The sequence below is a fragment of the Psychrobacter sp. P2G3 genome, from assembly GCF_001593285.1.
GTDB lineage: Bacteria > Pseudomonadota > Gammaproteobacteria > Pseudomonadales > Moraxellaceae > Psychrobacter.
The window spans coordinates 1,633,383-1,657,057 of the sequence record NZ_CP012529.1 but is presented as its reverse complement, the minus strand read 5'-3'; the positions used below and the strand labels follow the sequence as shown (position 1 = coordinate 1,657,057).

The following is a 23,675-nucleotide window of genomic DNA, read 5'->3' as shown; positions in this document are numbered from 1 at the left end:
ATGTTCCTTATTCTTTGAATATAAAATTAGAACTTATATCTCAAATTTAGCTCGCGCTGGTTGTAACGCTTATAGCTTTTGACCGTGGAAAAATGCCCTGTGCTTATCTAATAACTCAGCGGTAAGCGGCTCAGCATAGGTTTTTACATTTTTGATTTGGTTCTCAGATGCAACAGTTTCACCGTCATAGATGATATTTGGGTATATTTCTAACAGCTGTGGTCGCGCATTTTTGACGATGATTTCGGCCATTTTCATTGCATTCGGATTGGTTTTATCTCTTTTATCGATGACAGCCACCGACTCACTCAGCGTATAGTTACCTTCGCTAGGATCGATGTAATCAATAGGCAATCCTTCTGCTTTATTAACAACTGCTTGATGACGCATGCCAAAGCCAATAGGCACTTCACCTGCCATTACTTTCTTTAATGGACCTGAACCTGATAATTCTAAATTTGGTCCGGCGTTTTCACGAATACGATTCATGATGGTTTGCCCCTCGGCATCCATGCCATACGTAGCAGTAATATTCTGCACAAACAACCAACCGGTCGATGAGCCATTGGGATCAACCATCGCAATTTTGTTTTTATAGATGGGTTTTGCCAAATCTTTGGCACTGGTTGGTCTAGGCAAATTTTGCGCAGCCATCTCTTTGGTATTTAAAATAATCGCCCCAGTAAAGCTTAGAATGGGTGCATAGTAACTAGGAACCGCTACTTGGGGATTAACCTCAAAGCTGACATCCTTAAACATCGAATGTTTTGCCTGCGCGCTCTCTAAATAAAATGAGCTCATGGTGACTAAATCTGCTTCTATATTTTTACCTTCGGCCAATAAACGCCCGCCAAGCTCACCCGTACCAAAAGACTGAAATATATATTGCCCTTCATACCCTGCTTCATTTAACACTTCTTGGATGACTTCTACCGCTTCTTCGTCGGCATTGCTATAGATGATGACCTCCTCTGCGCTATTTCCCTCTGAAGAAGCTGAGCTACAGCCTGTCAAAATAATTCCGCACGTGAGACCTATCATTAACGTTTTAAATGAAAACATTTTTTATCCTATAGATTTTGTTGAGTTTTAATTGTTAAAGCTTGATTTGTATATTCGATAACCATACTTAAGTCGTCGTTGGTGCAATAAGCGTTTCGTCCGTTGCTTTCGGTGTCCTGTAGAGCCGTCTGCTATGTATATGACGCATGATGGCAAACAGTATCAAGGCGCAGATATTGGTCAGCAATATCATCAGCGATAAGATAAAAATCTCATCAAAGCGCGCAAAGTGCTGTAACTCTACGATTTTGGTGGTGAGCACCATGGTTTTGGCACCAGAGATAAAGATAACCGCGCTAATCGTTACCATGGCACTGATAAAGTAGAAGGACGCGACTTCAATTAAGGTAAAGAATGAATTGGGAATCACAATGCGCCGCAGTGTCGTAAACCATGAATCGCCCAATAAACTCGCCGTCGTCTCCCAGCCTAAGTTCATTTTAGCCAGTGCGTTTTTACTCATCAGATAAGGGGTGGCGAAGTAGTGAATGATGTTGCTTATCACGATAATAAAAATAGTATTGGCAATTGCTGAGCCTGAAAAAATCATAAGATAGGCAATACCCACGACCATTCCTGGTACCGTGTTGGTGACCAAAGCTGAACTCTGGATACTGAATTTACCAATTCTGAATAAACCTGAGCGCTCGCACAACAGTGCTGAAAAGTAAGTGATTAAGGTACCGAAGACAGCCGTCAATACCGCTACGATGAGTGAGTTTTTATAGACCCGCATGAGATTGGCAGATTCTAAAACCTTGCTGACGGTTTCCGTGCTGAATTGCATTTGATAAGGCCATGTCTTTATCCACGGAATGATAAATATCACCGCAAAGACCATCAGTAAGCAGAACAAGATAACGCTCGATAATACGGCTAATACTCGGTCTTTGATTTTCGAAGAAGGCAAGTCGATATTTTCAACCGAATCGTAGCGGATATTAAAGCGCGCGACATACCAGAGTATGGCAATACTCAATATCGATGGAATGAGCATAAACAGTGCGACCACCGCCCCTTTTTCAAACGAAGGAGATGCCCCTAATATTTGTGTATAAAGCTCAATAGCGATGACTTTATATTGCCCACCAATAGAAGCTGGGATACCAAAATCCGTAAAGGCTAAAAAGAAACATTGAATCATTGCCGCCGCAAAAGTACCAATCAACGGGCGAATGACCGTCATGTCAAACTGGCGCAGAGACGAGTCGCCCATTAATTCTGAGACGATAACGAATTTTTTGTCTAAATACTGAAAGGTATTATTGAGTAATAAAAAGGCGATGGGTAAGGTATAAATGGTATAGCCAAGCCACATTCCTTGAAAGCCGTATATATTTTCAAACAGCTGAAAGCCGAGTATTTGGGTCAATAAACCTTGCTTGCCAAAGGTATAAATAATGGCAAAGCCATAGGTCACCGTTGGCAATAACATGGGCAATAAGGCAGCAACTTTAATGACCTTTTTAAAGCCCTTCGGTAAATTGGTCCAGTGCACGGTATAAGCTAAGATAAAGGCAAGTAGCGTGGCGCTCAGCGCACTCACCGTCGCCACAAAAAAACTATTGAGCATGACTTGCTTAAAGCTATCACTACTTGCGATACTTTTATAGTTATCTAAGCCCATGCCATCGCCGACATTTAATGATAACGCCAGCATTTTACCTAAGGGTACAAACAGAAAAGCGATGAATAAAATCGTCACGAAGAGCCAAATGGCTTTTACTTGGGGTGGATTACTAAGCTTCATAAACATCCAAAACAATCAAATGGTCAGGTTTTTAATTTATGACATCTATAGTCAGTATGTCAGTTGCCGATTCAGTCACTGTCAGCTTCTACAAAATTAGCCTTTTACCGTATCTTTTGACTTTTGCTTATCATGGACAGCGATAGCTTTAGAATCAGTAAGACGGGGGCTAATATCAGCCTCATACTGTCCATAGTTTTGGGTTTGAGTGTATTTACTTAGTGGATCAGCTTCAGATATACCATCGGCAAATAAGCTTAAGATATTGCGACGCTTAATATTGAGCTGATTTAGAATGAAGTTGGTGACAAAATCATTTGCAGGATTGTGTATGATTTCAGCGGGTTCAGCGAATTGCGCCACTTTGCCATCCGATAGCAGTAGGATGCGATCCGATAACGTCATCGCCTCTTCTGGGTCATGGGTGACAATTAGAGTAGTCAGCTGATAGCGCACGGCGATTTCACGAATGCGCTCTTTGACGGTTTCCTTAATCACCCCATCTAATGCCGACAAAGGCTCATCTAACAGTAGTATTTTGGGTTTCATGACCAGCGTACGTGCCAGCGCGACACGTTGCTTTTGACCGCCTGATAGCTGATGAATACGCTTACTTAGGTGCGCCTTAATATCGAGTAAATCGATCAATTCATCGACTTCTTGTTGTGTACTGACACTAGGATTGTTACGCAGACCGTATTCGATGTTTTGTTTGACATTAAGATTGGGGAATAACGCATAATCCTGAAAGACAATATTAAACCCTCTTTGTCTCATAGAGACGCGGGTAATATCTTCGCCGTTATAGGCGATGCGGCCGCCGCTAATGTCAGTTAAGCCCAAAATCATATGCAGTAAAGTAGTCTTGCCACAGCCGGATGGCCCTAAGATTGAAACTATCTCACCTTTGTTAATTTTAAGTGAAAGATCCTCAAATATAACCTTGTCATCATATCTCTTCGTAACCTGTCTTAGCTCTAACATATCAACTTCCCTAATCGCTTATAATTAACAATCTAATTATCCATCTTGGATAGGTCAGCAGTGTATCTGTCAGTTATGACATTTCGATGAAAAAAATATGACAATACGAAGTCAGATCAACGTAAGTTCAGATCCCCTCACATATAAAAAAGCCCTTGTATGCCAAGCGATACAAAGGCTTTTTGCTAACTATCAGCACAGCACGAGATAGTTTTAATCTAATACTCGTCATATTGTTAGCTTAGCTACCTTAACGTCTTCTTAACAGGCTAATTGCTATCGTAAAGAATTACGTTCCTTATAATTCTTTTGAGAAGCCTAGTTATGTCGATATCTCAAGCACTTAACACTGATGATACTAAAGCTAATACTAAAAAAGGCCATATAAGTAAAATCTTTAATTACGAGATTAATCTTAATTATCTGATTATCATTGTTACCCTCTATTTAGTAGCCACCGCGAATATTGGTTTTTTTGCGCAAGTGCTAAGTATTTATCCTTTTAGCACAAATATTGGCTTTATAGTTTCTATCACAGGCTTACTGTTCGGCTTGATGTGGCTACTCTTTCAGTTATTGTGTTATCGACCAATCGCCAAACCAGTCCTAATTGCTATGGTAATGATAGCTGCCGTGTGTAGTTATTTTACCGATGGGTATGGGACAATATTCGATAGTAGTATGCTGATCAATAGCTTGCAAACCGACCAAGCAGAAGCGATGGGACTAATGGCGCCAAGTTTTTTTATTCGTGTCGTTTTATTAGGCGTTATACCTGCTATTATTATTGCTAAAATTCGTATAAAGCGACTTCCTTTACGTCGAGCATTATGGCAACGAGCAGTTACTTTAATTCTTTCTATTGCCTTAATAGCAGTTTGTCTATTACCCTTTGGTGATCAATACGCCACTTTTTTTCGCCAGCATAAAGTGGTTCGTAGTTATACCAACCCCATTACTCCTATCTACTCTGTCATCAAACTGGGTACCGATTACGTCGATGAATTGCGCCGTCCTGATACCCTAATACTTCATGCGACAGATGCCAAACGTATAACACCCGTCACTAGCACTAGTAAAGTAAAACCCAAATTGATGGTATTTGTCGTCGGTGAAACGGTTCGCGCTGACCATATTAGTTTAAACGGTTATCAGCGCGAGACTATGCCACTACTGGCCAGCCAGCCAGATATTTATAGCTTCAATAATGCAACCTCTTGCGGCACCTCTACCGCTTATTCCGTTCCTTGCATGTTCAGCTATGCTGATAGAAAGGATTATGATGCCAGTAGTGCGGACTATAATGAAAACGTGCTTGATACTCTTCATAAACAAGGCGTCAACGTCGTTTGGCGAGACAACAACTCAAGCTCTAAAGGGGTTGCGGATAGAGTCACTTTTGAGGATTATAAAACGTCAGATGTTAATCCTAGTTGTGACGGCGAATGTCGTGATATCGGCATGCTCAATGGCTTTGATAAACTGGTAAAATCAGACGTACCTGCTAAAGATACGCTTATTTTATTGCATCAAATGGGCAATCATGGCCCTGCTTACTACCAACGTTACCCTAAAGAGTTTGAAGAGTATCAGCCGGTATGTATGACCAATGAGCTATCTAAGTGCGACGATCAGTCCGTCATCAACGGCTACGATAATGCCATTCGCTATACTGATTACTTCTTGAATAACGTTATCAATACGCTAAAAGCTTATGAGCAGGATTATGATGTGGTGATGGTATACATCAGCGATCATGGAGAAAGTTTGGGCGAAAATAATATCTACCTGCATGGTCTACCATATAGTATTGCGCCAGACGCCCAAAAACAGGTGCCTGTGATTGTCTGGTCGCCTACTGGCAATGGTATTGATGGCAACAGTATGGATAAAAGCAGTCTCGCCAGCATGATTGACCAGCCCGTATCACACGACTTTATTACCCCTACTTTACTAGGCTTCTTCGGTATTACTACCGATGAAGTAAAAGCAGCACCAACCTTTTTTAAAACTGTTAATTAATCTTTTTAACCCAAGCAATGCTAGCATTTATGCACGAGACACCTATGTATAAGATACTTATTATTGAAGACAATCCCGATATCGTGGCCAATATTTATGCTTTTTTTGAGCCAAAGGGCTTTGAGCTGGATAACGCTCATAACGGGATTAGTGGCTTAACGCTGGCCTCAAATAATTATTATGACGTTATTCTACTAGATGTGATGCTACCTGGTATGGATGGTACAAAACTGTGTAAAAAGCTGAGAGAAGAACTGCATAATAAAACCCCAGTATTGATGCTGACAGCTCGCGATACGATTTTGGATAAAGTTGCAGGCTTCGATAGTGGTGCCGATGATTATCTAGTTAAGCCCTTCTCACTCGTTGAATTAGAATCACGTATCAAAGCCCTCATACGTCGACATCAAGATGACCACTTTGGGCACAGTATAGAGATTGGCAAACTGTCTTTGAATACTGAGGAGCATACGATTAGCCGAGAAGGCCAATCATTAAAGCTCACACCAACAGGGTTTAAAATATTAAATACATTGATGTGCGCTGCACCTAGAGTCGTCAGCAAGAATGAATTAGAGGAAAAGGTATGGGGTGAGGATATTCCAAGTAGCGATGCATTGCGTACCCATATGCATAGTGTGCGTGCACAAGTCGATAAACCGTTTGCTAAAACCATGCTAATCACCGTACCCGGTGTTGGTTATCAGATTATTGACCCAGACAAGGTATAAAATCCGATAATAGGCTTTAGCTGCTTATTCTTATTATAAGTAGTATTTTTCGTAATTATTATCACTCTTCTTACTGTCTTTCCCTACGAAGTAAATGCCATGTTTAGTCTTGACTCTATCGTTAACAAGTTTCGAATATCATATTTCTTATTCGCAATATTGCTTTGCGCAACTTTCGTCAGTATTTTTATGTATGCTGAAGTCAGAATAGAGCAAGATTTGGTCAAAGCTCGCTTGCTACAACAGTTAGAGCTTAGTCGAGAAAAAGAGGGTGAGCAAACTGTCTATGTCGCAGATCCAGGCATAAAAATTTATCGCTATGGCAGTGCGCCTGAAAGTTTGAAAGCTATAGCGACCGAAACGGTGCAGGAAACTTCTATCACGATAAATACGGAATCGGGTTCACATGCAAGTAACCTTCATTTCTTTATCCATCAACAAGATAAACAGAAATATATTTTGACTTACTTAGAAGGCACCGAGATGGTGATGGGTAACTACCCTGTTTTGGCGATATTTGAACACTTAGAAGATATATTTGCCAATGCCTTAAGAGTCGCCGTTATTCTAAGTTTATTAATTGCCGCAATATTCTCTCAGTTGTCCTCTAGGCAAATTACTAAACCTTTATTAGACTTAAAAAAAGCAGTAGAAACCGATCATCAAAATTTAACCGAATTGACTCATTTGCCATCGGAGGTTGGCGTATTAGCGCGAGCCATTGATGAGAAAAACCATAAGCTTGAGCAGTATCTAAAGCGCGAGCAGTTGTTTACCGGTGATGTTAGCCATGAGCTGCGCACGCCATTAACTATCATCATGGGTGCGTCAGAAGTGTTGGCCTCACAATTAGTAAGCGACAGCCATTTGAACGAATTTACCAATCGCATTAGCAATACTGCCAAAGAAACCTCTGAGATTATCAGCGCTTTATTATTGCTCTCTCGTGCGCCTGAAAAACTAGACACGCCGCAAACCTCTATCAACAATATTGCTTCAAATGAAGTAGAGCGCTTAAAGTACTTGCTGCGCTATAAGACGGTGACTTGCACAGTCGTGGCTGAACAAGAGTATTTCGCCTATGTACGACCTGAACTGCTAAAAATGGCACTGGGGAATCTAATAAAAAATGCCTTTCAATACACGGATGAGGGTGAAGTAGTTATTACTATTGATGATAAAAAAATCACCGTTACTGATACAGGTCTGGGCATTCCTGAAGCTTTGATGCCCCTGCTTTATGAGAGATTTGAACGTCTAGAGCAACCGCATAATGATACGCAGTTGGATACAGAGGTATTGTCAACAGGATATTCTAGTTATAAGGTTGAAGGCACAGGATTGGGTCTTAGCATCGTGCAGCGCATCATGGCGCATATGGGCTGGCAACTTACCCATCAAGCCAATGATTCAGGCGGCAGTACCTTTAGTATTTATTATACATAACTTCTACTAAGAGACTGCCTTTAAAAGTCCTAATGTATTACAAGTAAGTGGCAATGATGTTAATCAGTAAGGCAATAATGACTAAATTAAAGACAAAGGCGATGATACTGTGAAGAGTAGCCAGATTCCGACCTATTTTAGAGGTAAAGACAATATCAGCGGTCTGACCTGAAGTACCGATAGCAACTGCACAATAAAAAAAATCTTCAAAACTGACGTCAATTGGTGTCCTCCGATCAGCGTTAGTCTCCATCATTGTTTCAGGGAAAGCTAAGGGTAAAATATGACCTTTTTGCGCCTCAGAAAAATATAAATAGGCATACTGCATGGCAAAAATAATTTGAATCATCAGCCAAGTAATGAATATCGTCCCAATAGTCAGACTAATACTTAGAGCAAACATAAGGTCTTGATAGTTCTTACCAATTTGAGTTTGTTTAGCGATGGCATAAACGCAAATGAAACTTGAAACTATAATCAAGCTTAAAATCGAAAACTTGCTTTGCTTAGCACTATTTAAGTGCTCGTGCATCGTATCTTTTCGTAGCATGATTATGATAGTGCTCAGAAAAACAAGAATGGCGCAGTCCCATCCTATAATAAAGCTGGTACTAAAAGACAACGACCAAATACTGGTTGCTGATATCCCAACGATAAGCCCCATCAACAGACTACCTAGCAAACGCCAATGACTAAGAAACGTATCTGATGATAGTGCCATAATTTTAATCATACCTTATCAATGAGGATTCAGATTATACAACTATACTGAGTGGTATTAACTTACATCATCAATAGGAATGTTTCAAAACCATTTTTTATTCTTAAAATACATAATAATGCTCACTGTTATCGTTACCATCAAACTAAGTAAAATAAAATAACCATAGTGCCACTTTAGCTCAGGTATGTACTCAAAATTCATGCCGTAAACGCCTACCAAAAATGTTAATGGTATAAATACCACTGACACCAAAGTCAAGGTACGCATGATTTCATTCAAACGATGTCCCTGAATTGAGAATATTAGGTTGATTTTACTGTCAAGCTCAAACAACTCAAAATCAATTTCATCAATTAAATTGTTTGCTTGCTCTTTGAGCTCTATGAAATATTTGCTTTCCATAGCGATAATGTTAATTGTCTCTAGTTTTACAATCGTATTACGCAAGCTTAGCGTCGCTTTCTTAAAATTTAACATGCGACGTTTTTGCTCCTCAACCTTTTCAGTAAAATAAGGAGTTGGATTAATATTCGTCACCTTTATAGAGTCACTGTCAGCATTCAATAATTTTTCAAACGTCTCCTCATAGTTTGCTATCAGTGATTCAATCAAAAGAAAGATTAAGTAATCGACTCTTTTGCTTCGTACTTGCCCTTTACCTTGAATCAAGCGATCACGAATCCACTGAAAATGGTCGCCAATATTCTCTTGCAAACTCCATAACATATTTGCCGATACAACAAAAATCAGTTGTTCACTGTCTAAATTTTTATCATCAGTTTTCAATACTTTTAAAGCGATGAACAATACGTTATCCAGTTCGATAACCTTGTTGGCATGGTCATCATCTTGGAGTAATTTAATTAAGAAGTCATCAAATTGATTTTGGATGACAATTTGTCTCATCTCGTCTAATTCGCTCAGCCCATATGTATTGAGCCAAAAAACCTCGTCACCCTGTGTCTCAAAGTTCAACTTGGTAATGTCATCACAAGGTAGTTTTGATACTCGTGAGGATGAATACGCGATGAGTGTCGTGTTTTGTAAGAATTTTTCTGACATCACTTCCCCCTATAGAAACACCTTTGATCAAAAGCTTAACAAGGTTGCTATTCAAGCCAAAAATGAGAGTGGTTAAATATTTGATATTTGATATTTGATATTTGATATTCAATGACTTCTTTATTCCAAAATACGCTACAACAACGATTAAGTTAACAGATAGATGCCCTTTCGAGTGTAGCTAATACTATTTAGATAGTGATTTAACTCCGATAAGTAAGCAATGTTTATTATATTCACTCGCTAATTAAACCCTTAATTCCCGCTAAGTTTCTCCTATGTCTTATTTCGTAATATAGATTCATACCCACAAGGTAGCTGACAAAACCGTTAACGGTGTGTCAGAAATTGACTTAATAAAAAGGATGAATCTTATGAAAAACTTATCAGTGTTAACCAAATCAATGATTGTCGCCCTTACTATTGCAGGTGTAGGTGCAACCGCTATAGCAGCCCCTGCCGCCAATATCAAAGCGGTAACTGGTTCAAGTGAAGCCGTTAGCGCCATGCAAAGTAAAATCAGCTTAACGCAGGCAATTGAGATAGCTAAACAGAATGCTAAAGGTGATCTGGTCAGCGCAGAATTCGATTATGACGACGATGATGATAATGGCAAGGGTGCCGTAACGGGCGAATATGAAGTTGAGTTTGTATCAAACGGTACGGCTTATGAAGTCAAGATTGATACCAATACGGGTAAAGTTCTCAAGACTGAGCAAGAAAAACTAGATAAAGAGGACATGGCTGAATACAGTGCTATGAAGCAGGCCAAAGTTACGCTAACTAGGGCCATGCAAAAAGCAGCACAAAGTGTGAATGGTAAAATAATTAGTGCTGAGTTCGAGCTAGAAAAAGGTCAATCTGTTTACGACATTGAAGTCGTCAAAGGCAATCAGATATATGATGTGAGCATAGATGCCAATACTGGTAAGGTGTTAAGTAGTCAAGTTGACGTGGAGGATGATGACTAAAGAACGAGCCAAAAGAATGAGTTTTAAATTTAGCTATTATCCTATCTTAACGTTTTCTTAACAGCGCCAAGCCCATACTAAGATTTAAGTGCTAACCAGTGACCTTCTCCTAGCTGGGATCATTAAAAAAATAATTAGATCGATGATTGCACTTACATTATATTTTAACTTCAACGTTAGTAGGTAGCAGTAGCTGATACTATAATAGAACAAGGTGTCAGCTACTGCTTTTTGCTATGTATAAAAACAGATATTAGTTTTACCTTAACGCTTTCTTAATCTTCTCTGTCATATACTCAAAGTCTGCTGATTTTACTAAGTATTTAACACGCTTCTTAAAACCTGCTACATACCCGAATATTAATGACTATTAAGCAATCAATATGAATCATATCGAACCCATTACTCTCGACAACGACCACACAAACTCCCATTCTGACAACCAAAAAACACCTGATACTTTAATGGTAGCGGATAACTTTGCAAATAATGTTAAGGGTAAAAAAGGTCTGGCTCGTATTTTAAAAGCTACGGGGTATTCTATAGATGGTTTTAAAGCGGCTTATCAGTTCGAGGCGGCATTCAGGCAGATTTTTTGGCTCAATCTAATATTGTTCATGGTCATTATATTTATGCCTTTTGGCATCAGTATCAAAATGATGCTTGTGATCGCTTCCTTCTTATCCCTTATCGTTGAGCTCATTAATACTGGTATTGAAGCGAGTGTCGATCATACTTCGATGGAGCAACATCCATTAGCTAAAATAGCGAAAGATGTCGGCTCTGCTGCGCAGTTTTTGGCGTTATTACTGTTATTTGTTTTATGGATAATGGCGTTATTAAGCCTTTTACATTGAACAACACTTAAGCTTTTACAACCTAATAAATTGAGTAGGGTGTCTTGATGACTTTAGAAAATAACTCAGCTAATTGGACGTGGCTTAAGCTTTTGTGCTTAACTGTCATTGCGAGTCTAACTTTTGAGCATAGTCAGTTTGATGTTGGTATTAGTGAGCTTTTTTATACCAATGGGCAATGGTTTCTAGAAAAAGGCGCTCAGCCTTACGCTTTTATCTTTTATGATGGACCTAAAGCACTTTTGATCCTAGTGGCAATGTATTTGATAATCGTGTTAATTATCAAATACAGACAACCTTCGAATACTGCTTCTACCATTAACCGTAGTAAGCTCGATAGATTTATTATTCCTTTATCAGTTCGTGAAATAGGTTACTTACTTATTATTTTGATTGCAGTGCCAAGCTCTATTGCACTATTAAAAGGTGTCACCCATGTTAGTTGCCCCAATCACTTAACATTATTTAATGGTGATCTTCCTTATCTTAATCTCTGGCAAAATATAGTTGCCCAAACGCCAGCCAAATGCTTCCCAGCGGCACATGCTAGCGCAGGTTTTTCCTTATATGGATTAGCATTTTTACCCACTTTGCATAAGTATCGCTATAAAACACTTGCAATAGTTACTGCCTTAGGATGGACAATGGGAATGTACAAGATGCTGTTTGGGGATCATTTCTTTAGTCATACACTAGTATCGATGTTACTCTCACTAACGATAGCTTGTGCGCTTGCCAGCGTATTTTTTAAAAGCGCAGCTATTATCAAAGAACGTAATCTTATTTTAAACAGTACAGTAGACTCAGTTAAATAGCTATTAGCACTAACCTACCTAATGCTTCTGCCCTATAAATTATAGGGTCTTTTTTTGCCAGTGAATTTGAACTTCTAATCAAATGCTTAATCTGCGCTAAGCTTCTCCTATATCTTATTTTGTATGATGGACTCATATCGAAACGGCTGACAACCGTTTTTGCGAAATTGAAATTGCCAAGGGCACACAGAACTATGGTTTAATTATAGATAGCATGACAGGTCAAGTTATCAGTAGTCAGTTAGACGACGATGACTAAAATAGCGGCATTGAACCACATCTATAAGGATATCCCATGCGAGTATTGGTAGTCGAAGATGACTTGATGATTGGCGAGAGTCTGAGTGAAGCCTTGCAAGATGAGGCTTATACGGTTGATTGGGTCAAAGACGGTCGTCAAGCCATACTGACATTAAGGGTGCAACCTTATGACATCATCTTATTAGATTTAGGCTTACCAGAGGTTGATGGCATGGGCGTGTTGACTGCTATTCGCGATGCCAAGATTGAAACACCAGTGTTGATACTCACCGCGCGTGATCAATTAAAAGACAGAATTGCAGGATTAGACTCAGGGGCTGATGATTATGTCGTCAAGCCTTTTGAGTTAGGAGAAGTCTTTGCACGCATGAGAGTGCTTATTCGCCGAGCTCAAGGCAAGGCTGACAATCAAGTGACGGTTGGTAATCTCAGTCTAGATACCGCGCACAAACGAGTCATGATGGATGGCAATCCTATCGATTTAACCGCAAAAGAGTATATGCTCATCATTACCTTTATGTTGTCACCTGAAAAAGTCATGTCCAAAAGTGAACTTGAGGATTCGTTATATGGTTGGGGCGGTGAAGTTGAGAGTAACGCCATTGAGTTTTTGATTCATAGCTTACGCAAAAAGGTCGGGCAAGATAGAATCAAGAATGTTCGTGGGCTTGGGTGGTACATCAGCAATGCCTAACTTTAAATGAATAACTCAAAAACCCTAGCTATCACCTATAAAAGTTAAATGCTATGCCTAAATTCCGTAAACTCTTTAACTCACTACAGTTCCAACTTATCTTTTGGTCTGTTTTGTCATTATTGCTATTGGCAATAGTCGCTGGTGGTTATGGATTTTGGTACAGCTATAACGAGATAAATGACTTTCAAGATGATAACTTAAAAAATACTGCGGCATTGTTAGAGCAGTCGCTTAATATTAGTGGTTTAAATAATAATGCTGCTTATTCATACAGTGACGAGCATGCCCGCAGCAACATTCACTTTGATACCGATGACGATGATGGTGCTATCACCGTTGATATAGTCATACTCTCTGCCTCACTCGATAACGGTAACGGTAACGGGGTAGAAGATTATCAGAACGATCAAAGTGATGACGAGCATGATTACTCAGAACCTATACCGATGGCATTATTAACTAATATTCCAATAGGAATAAGTGATCAAGACATTGATGACCATACTTGGCGAACTTATAGAAGTAATGTCAAGATTGAGCCTTTGAATACTAATGAAAAAGTAGCCCTAATCTTACGCCAACAAACGGATCTACAAGACGATTTAGCCAAAGCCAGTGCCTTACAGTCTTTTTTACCCCTTATTATCGGTATAGCATTATTACTGCTTTTACTCCCTTTTATCATGTGGCGAATGATGAAACCTGTGCGCCAATTACACTATGAGATAAGCGCACGTAATGAGAATGACCTAAGTCCTTTATCGATTGGTAGACTGCCCTCTGAATTGCTGCCACTAGCAGCATCTTTAAATAGACTATTGGCTTTAGTAAAAATTAGTATTGAACGTCAGCAACGCTTTATCGCTGATGCTGCCCATGAACTGCGCTCGCCGCTCACTGCTATCTCATTACAGCTACAACGACTACAGCGTATTAGTAATGACACCGTTATGTCAGAAGGTCTTGATAAACTGGCTATTCGCTTGAAACGCAATCAAAGTTTGGTTGAGCAGTTATTAACGCTCGCTAGAGCTGGCAATATCAATACAGCGCTCGATCCTGAAGAAACACCAACCAGCGTTAACTTCATTATCGAACAAGTCATTGGCTTACTCATTCCCATTGCTGATAATAAAAGCATCGAGCTGACCGTTGACTTGCAACCTAATAGCAAAGTAGATATAGATGAGACTTCGTTATTAATGCTCATCAAAAACCTGATTCAAAACGCCATTATTTATACACCAGATAATGGTCAAGTCATGGTTAAACTCTATCAACTTAAGCAAAACTCAGGCAGTTTGGATAAATCGGCTTTAAATGCTCAGTACAATTTTGGCTCACATGTGATTCACTCTGGAAAATTAAATAATTTATCCAAAACCTTAAGTGGCAGATTGGTGTTGCAGATAATAGATTCAGGCGCAGGTATTCATCCTAGTGATTATGAGAATGTTTTTGAGCCCTTTGTAAGGCTTAATCAAGTACCAAGTACAGCTGATCAATTCAGCGATAATATAAGCGCATCAAGATCAGATAGTGCCAGCAAGAAATCACAAGAAATAACAGGCACTGGACTAGGCCTCTCTATCGTCAAGTCAATTTGCGAGCAGGCAGGTATAGATGTCTTTATGAACGACTCCACTTCGGCAACTTCAAGTCAGAATAGTAATCGAGGGCTTTGTATGACGCTGGTTTTCTAAATCAATAAATTGAACTTTTCATGGAAGCTTTCTAGATCTAAATAGCTGTATCTTGACACTTTCTTAACACCTCTATTGATAGTTTAGTAATGTCTACAACAGGACACTAAATTTGCTTATCGATAGAGTGAATCCATCCATGAATACAACCTTAAAAGCTCAATACTCATCCAGCGTTTCAGATAACGATCCAGTATTAAATGCTTTATCCAAAGTTCCAGAGGTTACCTTACTTTTTTGGATAATCAAAGTTGCTGCTACGACACTTGGTGAGACAGCAGGCGACGCCTTATCAATGTCGCTCAACCTAGGCTACATCGTCAGTACTGGTATATTCGCTGTCCTATTTGGCATAGCGGTTGCCACCCAAATTAAAGCGAACTCGTTTAATAAATGGTTATATTGGACGACGATTATCGCGACAACGACTTTAGGAACAACGATAGCAGATTATGTGACGAGATCATTAGGAATTGGCTACGCTGGCGGCTCAGCGTTACTAGTCGCTCTACTTGTGATGTGTTTAGTTATATGGCAAAAAACGATGGGGAGCATTGCCGTCGACAGTATTAGTAAACCCAAAGCGGAGGTGTTTTACTGGACGACTATTATGTTTTCGCAGACGCTTGGTACCGCATTAGGCGACTGGGTCGCAGATACCAAAGGCATGGGCTACACAACGAGTGCTATCATCTTTGGCTCTTTATTGGTGCTTATTGCTTTGATGCATTTTGGCACTAGAATATCAAAAACGCTTTTATTTTGGAGTGCCTTCGTTTTGACTCGCCCTTTAGGAGCGGTATTAGGTGACTTCTTAGATAAGCCTATTGATCATGGTGGTCTTGCATTGAGTCGCTTTGGCGCTTCCGCAGCACTATTAGGCTTTATCATTGTCTGTTTATTAGTGTTTAAACAGCGGGCTAGTACTAAAGCGCATTGATAAATGTAAGTCTATTTAATTGCAATTTACCAGTACTGAACTATATGAGCCGTAATTCAATAAAAGCCTTTAATTTACTTTCACAACTTACCAACCAAATAGAATCAGTTAAGAGCTATCCTAGATTATTTTACCTATCTAGAATAGCTTCATAAATTATACTGTCAATTCTAAACTTAACTATTCAGCTTAGAATTCGTATTTGGCCATTATTTCAACTTGCTGACCTTTTCTCACTTCTAAAGTGGTCTTATCGCTTCGATCTCTCCACTCAATACCAATATCCAGATCTGGTAAATACTCATAGACAAGGTTGATGCTTTTTACGTTCACAGAGGTATCTACCTCATCATCTACGTTAATCTCACCATAACGCATGTTACTCATCAGTTTCTCTGTAAACTTATGCCTATACCCTACAGTGAAGCCAGTTTGCGACACAAGCTTACCGTCTTCGGCATCACAATCTAAATCGCTAGTCGCACCAAGGACTCTTCCAACACATACTGTGGAATAAACGCCCATCCCTTTACCGTTATATACGCTCGCATGTAGCGAATCATTACCCAGCTTTAGTTTACCAGCCAAAGAGACACCGACGCCTATATCCGAATCTTCTCCATTTTTAGCCTCACGAGCAGTAACAGCCAAGTTATAGCTAAGATCAGATATATTATCCTTGTAGCTAACAACCATATCCGGCAAATTAGCTTCTTCATCAACAGGTTCTTGAGCCGTAAAACGAAGCCCTTTATGAACGTAATGCACAGTCAAATCTGGACGAATATAAGCGCCACCACCAGAGATGGTGCCCAAACCCGTGCCCCGAAAGTCAAGCTGATCAGTCAAAAGTGGATAGACCGCTAAGAACTGACCATTCCATGTCTTACCTACGGTCAAATCATCGACTTGAGCATAAGCATGACGAAGCCGCAAGTCTGAACCGCCATTCGCGGCATTGCCATAAAAATCCCCTTCAATAAAACCCGTTAATTTTTTATCATTTACGTTCTTCGTGGTTTTAAGATTAATCCGAGATTGTCGTCCACTTCCTTTGAACTCAGACTCCCCTTCATCTGGAGAATAAAAGATACCCTCCGCTTTAACATACCCACCGATACTTAAAGTAGTATCTCCATTGGTGACAAGATCTATTGCTTGTGCCTGTACACATGCCCCCAGAACCGCCAAACCAAAAGACAACTTTTTTATATAAAGCATGATCTATACATTCCTTGTGTTAATTTAAAATCCATTTAAATCCCTTTGAATTTCTATTGCTACCGTATTTTTTAATCTTATAAATACCAGCACCATCTCCTTATATAAAGAAACTTGCCTCCTAATTTAGTTGAAACTTTCAAAAGCAGTAATCGCGGCTTTTTTTGTTTCATCGATATTTTTCTTTTGTCCACTGGCTTTATCAAGATATACCAGTACTGATTCACCGCTAGCGACGATAGTATTCATAGCCGTACTATAATAGGTATATTCATGAATCACGCTGGCATTACCAATTTTCTTAACTCGAACCCCAATCCATAAGGTATCGGGATAAGTCACTGGTTTGAAATATTGACAGGATGACGCTGCCATGACTGAAAAAGTCTTTTCATTGAATAGATTTAATTGACTGTTATAGTAAATACGAGCGTTTTGGGCATAAGTGTAATAGACCACATTATTGACATGACCAAAAGAATCCATATCGCCCCATTCTACTTGTTGAGAATAGATAACCGCAAAACCATGCATGGGATGGTGTTTGTCTTTATTCAGCGTCTCTTGCATTTCCGGTAATATAGCTAAAGCCTTCATAGTTTTCTCCTCTAGTAATGCCAATTAACACAGGTATTATTAATAAACGTTAAAATCATCAGTAAGCTCAAATAATTGTTTTTTGCAATCATCAATAGAATTTTTTGGATTAAATTAATTTTTCTGCGTACATCATGCGCATCTTTTTCTTATCGAGCTTACCCACACTGGTTTTTGGCATTTCTATTAAGAACTTTATCTCACTTGGCACGCCATACTTTGGTAAATAGCCTTTTTCAACCGCTTGATGACCTAACGCTAAAATAGCGTCCGCTTTGATATCGACATGCTCAGGTTTCAAGACTACCAATGCTAAAGGACGCTCGCCCCATTTTTCATCCGCTACTCCAATGACGGCCACTTCAGCAACGCTCGGATGAAAGGATAAAATATTTTCGACTTCAAGTGAGGATACCCATTCGCCACCTGACTTGATGACGTCTTTGAGTCTATCGGTAATCTTTAGCGTGCCATCAGGGGCAATACAGGCAATGTCTTGGGTATGCATCCAACCACCGCGCCATAACTCATTGCCAGCATCTAAATTCTTAAAATAGCTTTGGGTCAGCCAAGGCGCTCGCACAACCAGCTCCCCTGTCGACTCACCATCCATTGGTAAAGCTTTGCCGTTTGCATCCCAAATCTCCATCGATACCAGCATAATTGGTGAGCCAGAAAGACAACGATAATTGATCTCTTCTGTCGTTGTCATCGCATTTGTCTGATCACCGAATGCCATTCTGGCGAGTACAGGACATGACTCTGACATCCCAAACCCCGAGATAAACTCTATTCCACTTTCAAGAGCGGCTTCAGCTAGGCCTTCGTTTAATTTGGAACCCCCTACTGATAACTTAAGGCCTTTAAACTTGCGACCTCGGGTGGCCATCTCTTTAATTAACATTTGTAAAATGGTTGGGACACCATGTGACAGCGTGACTTTATGGCGTTCAATTAAATCAACCAATACTTCGGATACATATCGGCCTGGATACACTTGTTTTAGCCCTATCATGGTTGCCCCATACGGCCAACACCATGCATGCACATGGAATAATGGCGTCATCGGCATGTAGACATCATTGTAGCGAGCACCTTGACCTTCGGCACTGAGTGCAGATGCAAGGGTACTCGATAGCGTCTGTAATACGATCTGTCGATGGGTAAAAAAGACGCCTTTTGGGTCTCCCGTCGTGCCACTGGTATAAAATGTGGTAGCGATGGTATTTTCATCGAAATCTGGAAAATCAAACTCATCACTGGCCGCAGCTAGCATGGCTTCATATTCACCTTCGACATAATCTGGCATGCTAACTTGCTTAGCTTTTATATTGTCTTCACTATACTCAGCATCATCAAAACCAGTACCTTCGAAACCAGCATCATCAAGCCAGATAATTTTCTCAATAGAAGGGGCTTCATGACGGTAATTTTTCGCCATTGGCTCAAATTCAGCATTTAATAACAAGGCTTTAGGCTTAGCATGATTGATGGTATACAGCACTTTATCTTCAGCCAAGCGTACATTGACGGTTTGCAAAATCATGCCAGACATAGGCACGGCAAAATACGCTTCAAGGTAACGATGACTGTCCCAGTCCATAACCGCAACCACATCACCTGCTTGCAAACCCATGTTTTTAAGTACGTTTGCCAAGCGGTTAACACGCTTAAAAAATTCAGCATACGTATAAGTGACCTTATCGGCATAACTAATGGTTTGCTGAGTAGAGGCAACTTTTGCACGGTTTAGCAGCTGTTTGATAATCAAAGGAAAACCGTACGCTTCTTCGGCTTGTTGGTAATCTTCATGTTGGTTGAGTATGGTAGTCATTATTGTCGTCCTTGATAATAAAATATTATGGCGAGAGTATTAATAGAGTTAGACTCGTTCAATCACCATGGCAAGCCCTTGCCCGATACCAATGCACAAACTAACTACCGCGTATTTTTCGCCCGTGCGCTGTAGCTCGCGCGCTGTACTCAACGCAAGTCTTGCGCCTGATGCACCCAGCGGATGCCCGACGGCAATCGCCCCGCCATTGGGGTTGACGCGCTTGTCATCAAAATCTATATCCAAACCCTTAAGGCAACCCAGAACTTGCGAGGCAAATGCTTCATTAATCTCAATGATGGACATATCATCAAGAGTCAAATTGGCACGTTTCAATGCCAGTTTAATGGCTTCAACAGGGCCTACGCCCATAATACTGGGCTCAACACCCATGGCACCTGAAGATAGAATTTTGGCGATAGGTTTAAAGCCTAACTTTTCTTCTGCTTGCTTTGAGCCAATAATCAGCGCAGCCGCCCCATCGTTAATGCCCGATGCGTTCCCTGCTGTAACTACGCCATTCTCATTTAAAGGTTTCAGTTTTTGCAGTGCTTCCACAGTAGATGTGGCGCGAGGATGCTCATCTTCTGTTATCGCTTTTTCAGGTAATTTTTTACCTTGCGATACCATAATTGGCGTTATTTCATCATCGAAGAACCCAGCTTGCTTGGCGGTTTGATATTTAGCTTGCGAGGCTGCTGCGAATTTATCCGCCTCTTCACGAGTGATACCGTATTTGCGAGCGACATTATCGCCCGTCTGCGGCATGCTATCGCTGCCAAACTCTTTAGTCAAAAGAGGATTGGGAAACCGGCTGCCAATAGTGGTATCAAATACTTTAAATTCACGACTAAAAGGCTGCTCGGTCTTAGCAAAGACAAAGGGTGCACGGGTCATTGACTCAACGCCACCCGCTAAAATCACGTCACCCTCATTACAAGTAATGCTACGAGCAGCATCAATAATTGTAGATAATCCCGAGGCACATAGACGGTTGACGGTTTGACCGGGCGTTGTGACATCTAGTCCCGCTAGCAATGCAGCATTACGAGCAATATTGCGTGAGTCCTCACCGGCCTGATTGGTGTTACCGATCAGTACTTCATCAAAGATATCGTTAGGTAATTGGTGCTTTTCGACCAGAGTTTTCATCACTGTGGCGATTAAGTCATCAGGACGCACGGTTGCTAATGCTCCACCATGGCGACCAAAAGGGCTTCTTAATCCATCATAAATATAGGCGTCTAACATAACTGTTCCTTGTTGTGTTTGAGAATTTGCATTATTGAAATATAGAGTTTATTAAATTGGTCTAGCTCTTAGCGTTGAAAATTGCTCTGTTGAGTAAATAATGAGATGCCTAACTTGGCACGGCGCTGTAACCATGGGCTCGGACGATAGCGTGGGTCACCTGTTAATCCATAAATACGCTCTAAGATAAGTAAAATACGCTCGGCACCAAGCTCGTCCCCCCATGAGATAGGACCATACGGATAACCCAATCCAAGCTTGACGGCATTGTCGATATCCTTTGGTGTGGCAATACCTTGCATCGCAATATCGCAACCTAAATTAATGACCATCGCAACGACTCGCTGCGCCACGAAACCAGTGCTTTCGGCAATTAGCGTGGCATCGACAGCAACATTTGAACCCTCATCCGAGCTTTTACCGAACTTATTATTTCTACCAAATATGGCATAAGCTTGCGCTACAAAGTTATCTTGGGTGACGATACTTGGCATCAACGTACGATGCTTGGATAAGTCAGTCAGCATATCGATGGCAACCGCTTGTTTAGGATTAACCTGATAGCGAATAGCCGCATTGGTTGTATCGTCACCATAGATTGCCAGCAATATTAAGCTGTCAGAGTTTGGCTTATCGTTATCGTCGATAGTAATGTCGTTAGCGTTTAGATACTCAACCAGCTGTTGTTTATCTTCTGCCAAATCTGCCCCAATCCAAACTGTTAGGTTTGAGGTATCAGACCCTGTTTTAGAAAATTTAGCTTTAGAACCTGATGCTTCAGGCGATGATTGTTGCGACGTACCCACTGTTGATTTTTGACCGTCTTTATAGTGATAAAATCCTTCACCCACTTTACGACCAAGCTTTTTACCCGTTAGCATTTGACGGGTTAAAGGATGGGGACGATAGCGAGGCTCAAAGTAATATTGGTTATAAATCGATTCCATAACTGGATGCGACACATCGATGCCAGTGAGATCAAGCAGCTCAAATGGTCCCATCCGAAAGCCAGCCCCTTCCCGTAAAATACGATCGATATCCTCAAAACTAGCGATCCCCTCGCCTAGTATTTTTAAGGCTTCTGTGCCATAAGCTCTGCCACCATGATTGACAATAAACCCTGGGGTATCTTTTGCAACGACCCCTAAATGCCCCATGCGTTTGGCTAAATCCGTAAGCGTCTCAACCACTGAAGATTTAGTAGAGATACCCGGAATCACTTCAACGATTTTCATTAATGGCACGGGGTTAAAAAAATGAAATCCTGCCACGCGCTCTGGGTGCTCACAATCGGAGGCAATCGCGGTCACCGCTAGCGATGAAGTGTTAGTTGCTAAAATTGTCTCGGCTGTCACGATGCTTTCTAACTGTTTAAAGAGCTGTTGTTTTATTTCTAAATTCTCAATAATGGCTTCAACAACGACATCTACATTGGCAATTTTGGCTATATCTTCAATCACGGTTAGATTCGATAAAGTAGACTGTAGCTGCTCATCGGTAAATTTGCCTTTAGCCGATAGTTTTTCGAGTGTCGCTTGAAGGGATTGACGACCCTGCTCAGCAGCTCCTGCTTTGGCATCAAATAACAGCACTTGAATGCCCGCTTGAGCAGCGATTTGGGCAATACCCATGCCCATAATACCGGTGCCAATAATGGCCAATGAGTTAACAGTCATAATAATCCTTTATATGGTCTTGTTAATTTATATGCTTTTGTTGAATAGTCTCGTTTTCAAACTATAGTTGCTTTTTCTCTCTATGCTTTGAGAAGTCTATGCTTTGACAAGCTACTGACCTTTATAATTTGCGTCACGTTTTTCCAAAAAGGCTTTCGCGCCTTCTTTTTGATCTTCGGTATCAAACAAAATCTGAAAGGCTTTACGCTCCAAAGCCAATGCGCCTTGCAATGGCATATCTACCCCGAGATTAGCGACTTCTTTTATTTGGGTTAAAGCAATAGGCGAGTAACCTGCTAGTTGTTCAGCGATTTCAATAGCACGCTTAATAGTCGCCTCATCTTCGACCACTTCAGAGACCAGCCCCATTTGATCCGCTGCCTCTGCACTTATCATGTCGCCCGTCAATATCAGCTTCATGGCTTTATGTTTACCAATCACACGAAACAGCCGCTGCGTGCCCCCTGCTCCTGGCATCAGTCCGATTTTGATTTCTGGTTGTCCAAACTTAGCAGACTTGCCAGCGACGATGATGTCGGCATGCATAGCGAGCTCACAGCCGCCGCCAAGCGCATAGCCATTGACCGCTGCAATAATCGGCTTGCGACAATTGGTGATGGCATCCCAATAACGTTCGCTATTGCGTAGATAGATATCAACCGTTTTTGCGGTTAAGAAATCATTGATATCAGCACCAGCCGCAAACACCTTATCGCCACCAGTCAACACAATAGCCTTGGTCTTTGGGTCATCGTTTAATTTAATGAAAATCTCTGCCATTTTTTCGCGTAGTTCAGTGTTTAAAGCATTGCGAACTTTGGGACGATTCAGTCTTATTACACTAACGCCATTTTCTAATGTTTCACAAATAATGATTTGATCTTCCATGATGCTGTCCTTTAAATAATGTCGTTAGATAAAATAGCGCAATCTTTAAAATATATTAATAATTAATACCGCATAGCGATATTTAAGACCAATATATACTGTTTATTTTCCTTTGTGAAGGGTGAAATTCAGTTAAATTTAAAAATAAACGAACTTATTGAACTATGATTTCTTAATAAATAC

The 23,675-nt window shown here is 40.5% G+C and carries 20 protein-coding genes; 9 read left to right on the top strand and 11 right to left on the bottom strand.

The window, feature by feature from the left end:
* Positions 1–69: 69 nt before the first annotated feature.
* The 3 genes from AK823_RS06910 to AK823_RS06900 form a co-directional block, all read right to left on the bottom strand.
* The gene (locus AK823_RS06910) at positions 70–1,062 is read right to left on the bottom strand and encodes an ABC transporter substrate-binding protein (RefSeq protein WP_068327674.1); all 993 of its coding nucleotides are present in this window, start codon (positions 1,060–1,062) and stop codon (positions 70–72) included.
* Positions 1,063–1,129: 67 nt separating this feature from the next.
* The gene (locus tag AK823_RS06905) at positions 1,130–2,812 is read right to left on the bottom strand and encodes an ABC transporter permease subunit (RefSeq protein WP_068327672.1); all 1,683 of its coding nucleotides are present in this window, start codon (positions 2,810–2,812) and stop codon (positions 1,130–1,132) included.
* Positions 2,813–2,908: 96 nt separating this feature from the next.
* The gene (locus tag AK823_RS06900; RefSeq protein ID WP_082785658.1) at positions 2,909–3,796 is read right to left on the bottom strand and encodes an ABC transporter ATP-binding protein; all 888 of its coding nucleotides are present in this window, start codon (positions 3,794–3,796) and stop codon (positions 2,909–2,911) included.
* Between the two features lie 324 nt (positions 3,797–4,120).
* Here AK823_RS06900 and AK823_RS06895 point away from each other — a divergent pair, with 324 nt between their 5' ends.
* From AK823_RS06895 to AK823_RS06885, 3 genes are all read left to right on the top strand, one after another.
* Positions 4,121–5,818, top strand: a complete 1,698-nt coding sequence (locus AK823_RS06895; protein ID WP_068327669.1) for a phosphoethanolamine--lipid A transferase — start codon at positions 4,121–4,123, stop codon at positions 5,816–5,818.
* A 44-nt stretch (positions 5,819–5,862) separates the two neighbouring features.
* Entirely contained in the window at positions 5,863–6,549 is a 687-nt protein-coding gene (locus tag AK823_RS06890) for a response regulator transcription factor (RefSeq protein WP_068035754.1), read from the top strand.
* A gap of 99 nt (positions 6,550–6,648) precedes the next feature.
* The gene (locus AK823_RS06885; protein WP_068327666.1) at positions 6,649–7,995 is read left to right on the top strand and encodes a HAMP domain-containing sensor histidine kinase; all 1,347 of its coding nucleotides are present in this window, start codon (positions 6,649–6,651) and stop codon (positions 7,993–7,995) included.
* Positions 7,996–8,032: 37 nt separating this feature from the next.
* Here the strand turns inward: AK823_RS06885 and AK823_RS06880 are convergent, their stop codons facing one another.
* On the bottom strand, positions 8,033–8,716 hold the full coding sequence (locus tag AK823_RS06880; protein ID WP_158510473.1) for a DUF1345 domain-containing protein: 684 nt from the start codon (positions 8,714–8,716) through the stop codon (positions 8,033–8,035).
* Positions 8,717–8,800: 84 nt separating this feature from the next.
* The gene (locus tag AK823_RS06875) at positions 8,801–9,781 is read right to left on the bottom strand and encodes a CorA family divalent cation transporter (protein WP_068327660.1); all 981 of its coding nucleotides are present in this window, start codon (positions 9,779–9,781) and stop codon (positions 8,801–8,803) included.
* A gap of 374 nt (positions 9,782–10,155) precedes the next feature.
* Between AK823_RS06875 and AK823_RS06870 the strand changes: the two genes are divergently transcribed.
* The 6 genes from AK823_RS06870 (at position 10,156) to AK823_RS06845 (ending at position 16,025) form a co-directional block, all read left to right on the top strand.
* Positions 10,156–10,752 (top strand): PepSY domain-containing protein, encoded by a 597-nt coding sequence (locus AK823_RS06870; RefSeq protein WP_068327657.1) that lies wholly within the window; start codon positions 10,156–10,158, stop codon positions 10,750–10,752.
* A gap of 464 nt (positions 10,753–11,216) precedes the next feature.
* On the top strand, positions 11,217–11,609 hold the full coding sequence (locus AK823_RS06865) for a diacylglycerol kinase (protein ID WP_228138936.1): 393 nt from the start codon (positions 11,217–11,219) through the stop codon (positions 11,607–11,609).
* A 47-nt stretch (positions 11,610–11,656) separates the two neighbouring features.
* Positions 11,657–12,424, top strand: coding sequence for a PAP2 family lipid A phosphatase (locus AK823_RS06860; RefSeq protein WP_068327651.1), 768 nt, complete (start codon positions 11,657–11,659; stop codon positions 12,422–12,424).
* A gap of 295 nt (positions 12,425–12,719) precedes the next feature.
* On the top strand, positions 12,720–13,379 hold the full coding sequence (locus AK823_RS06855) for a response regulator (RefSeq protein ID WP_068327648.1): 660 nt from the start codon (positions 12,720–12,722) through the stop codon (positions 13,377–13,379).
* A gap of 53 nt (positions 13,380–13,432) precedes the next feature.
* Positions 13,433–15,085, top strand: a complete 1,653-nt coding sequence (locus AK823_RS06850; protein ID WP_068327644.1) for a HAMP domain-containing sensor histidine kinase — start codon at positions 13,433–13,435, stop codon at positions 15,083–15,085.
* 139 nt (positions 15,086–15,224) lie between these two features.
* Entirely contained in the window at positions 15,225–16,025 is an 801-nt protein-coding gene (locus tag AK823_RS06845; protein ID WP_068035740.1) for a hypothetical protein, read from the top strand.
* 189 nt (positions 16,026–16,214) lie between these two features.
* Here the strand turns inward: AK823_RS06845 and AK823_RS06840 are convergent, their stop codons facing one another.
* The 6 genes from AK823_RS06840 to AK823_RS06815 form a co-directional block, all read right to left on the bottom strand.
* Positions 16,215–17,216 (bottom strand): hypothetical protein, encoded by a 1,002-nt coding sequence (locus AK823_RS06840; protein WP_228138929.1) that lies wholly within the window; start codon positions 17,214–17,216, stop codon positions 16,215–16,217.
* 156 nt (positions 17,217–17,372) lie between these two features.
* Positions 17,373–17,843, bottom strand: coding sequence for a thioesterase family protein (locus tag AK823_RS06835; RefSeq protein ID WP_068327638.1), 471 nt, complete (start codon positions 17,841–17,843; stop codon positions 17,373–17,375).
* Between the two features lie 109 nt (positions 17,844–17,952).
* The gene (locus tag AK823_RS06830) at positions 17,953–19,677 is read right to left on the bottom strand and encodes a fatty acid--CoA ligase (RefSeq protein ID WP_068327635.1); all 1,725 of its coding nucleotides are present in this window, start codon (positions 19,675–19,677) and stop codon (positions 17,953–17,955) included.
* 48 nt (positions 19,678–19,725) lie between these two features.
* Positions 19,726–20,928 (bottom strand): 3-oxoadipyl-CoA thiolase, encoded by a 1,203-nt coding sequence (locus AK823_RS06825; protein ID WP_068327634.1) that lies wholly within the window; start codon positions 20,926–20,928, stop codon positions 19,726–19,728.
* A 68-nt stretch (positions 20,929–20,996) separates the two neighbouring features.
* Complete coding sequence (locus AK823_RS06820; RefSeq protein ID WP_149031849.1) at positions 20,997–22,610, bottom strand: 3-hydroxyacyl-CoA dehydrogenase; 1,614 nt, start codon at positions 22,608–22,610, stop codon at positions 20,997–20,999.
* Positions 22,611–22,715: 105 nt separating this feature from the next.
* Entirely contained in the window at positions 22,716–23,492 is a 777-nt protein-coding gene (locus AK823_RS06815) for an enoyl-CoA hydratase (protein ID WP_068327632.1), read from the bottom strand.
* Between the last annotated feature and the right edge of the window lie 183 nt (positions 23,493–23,675).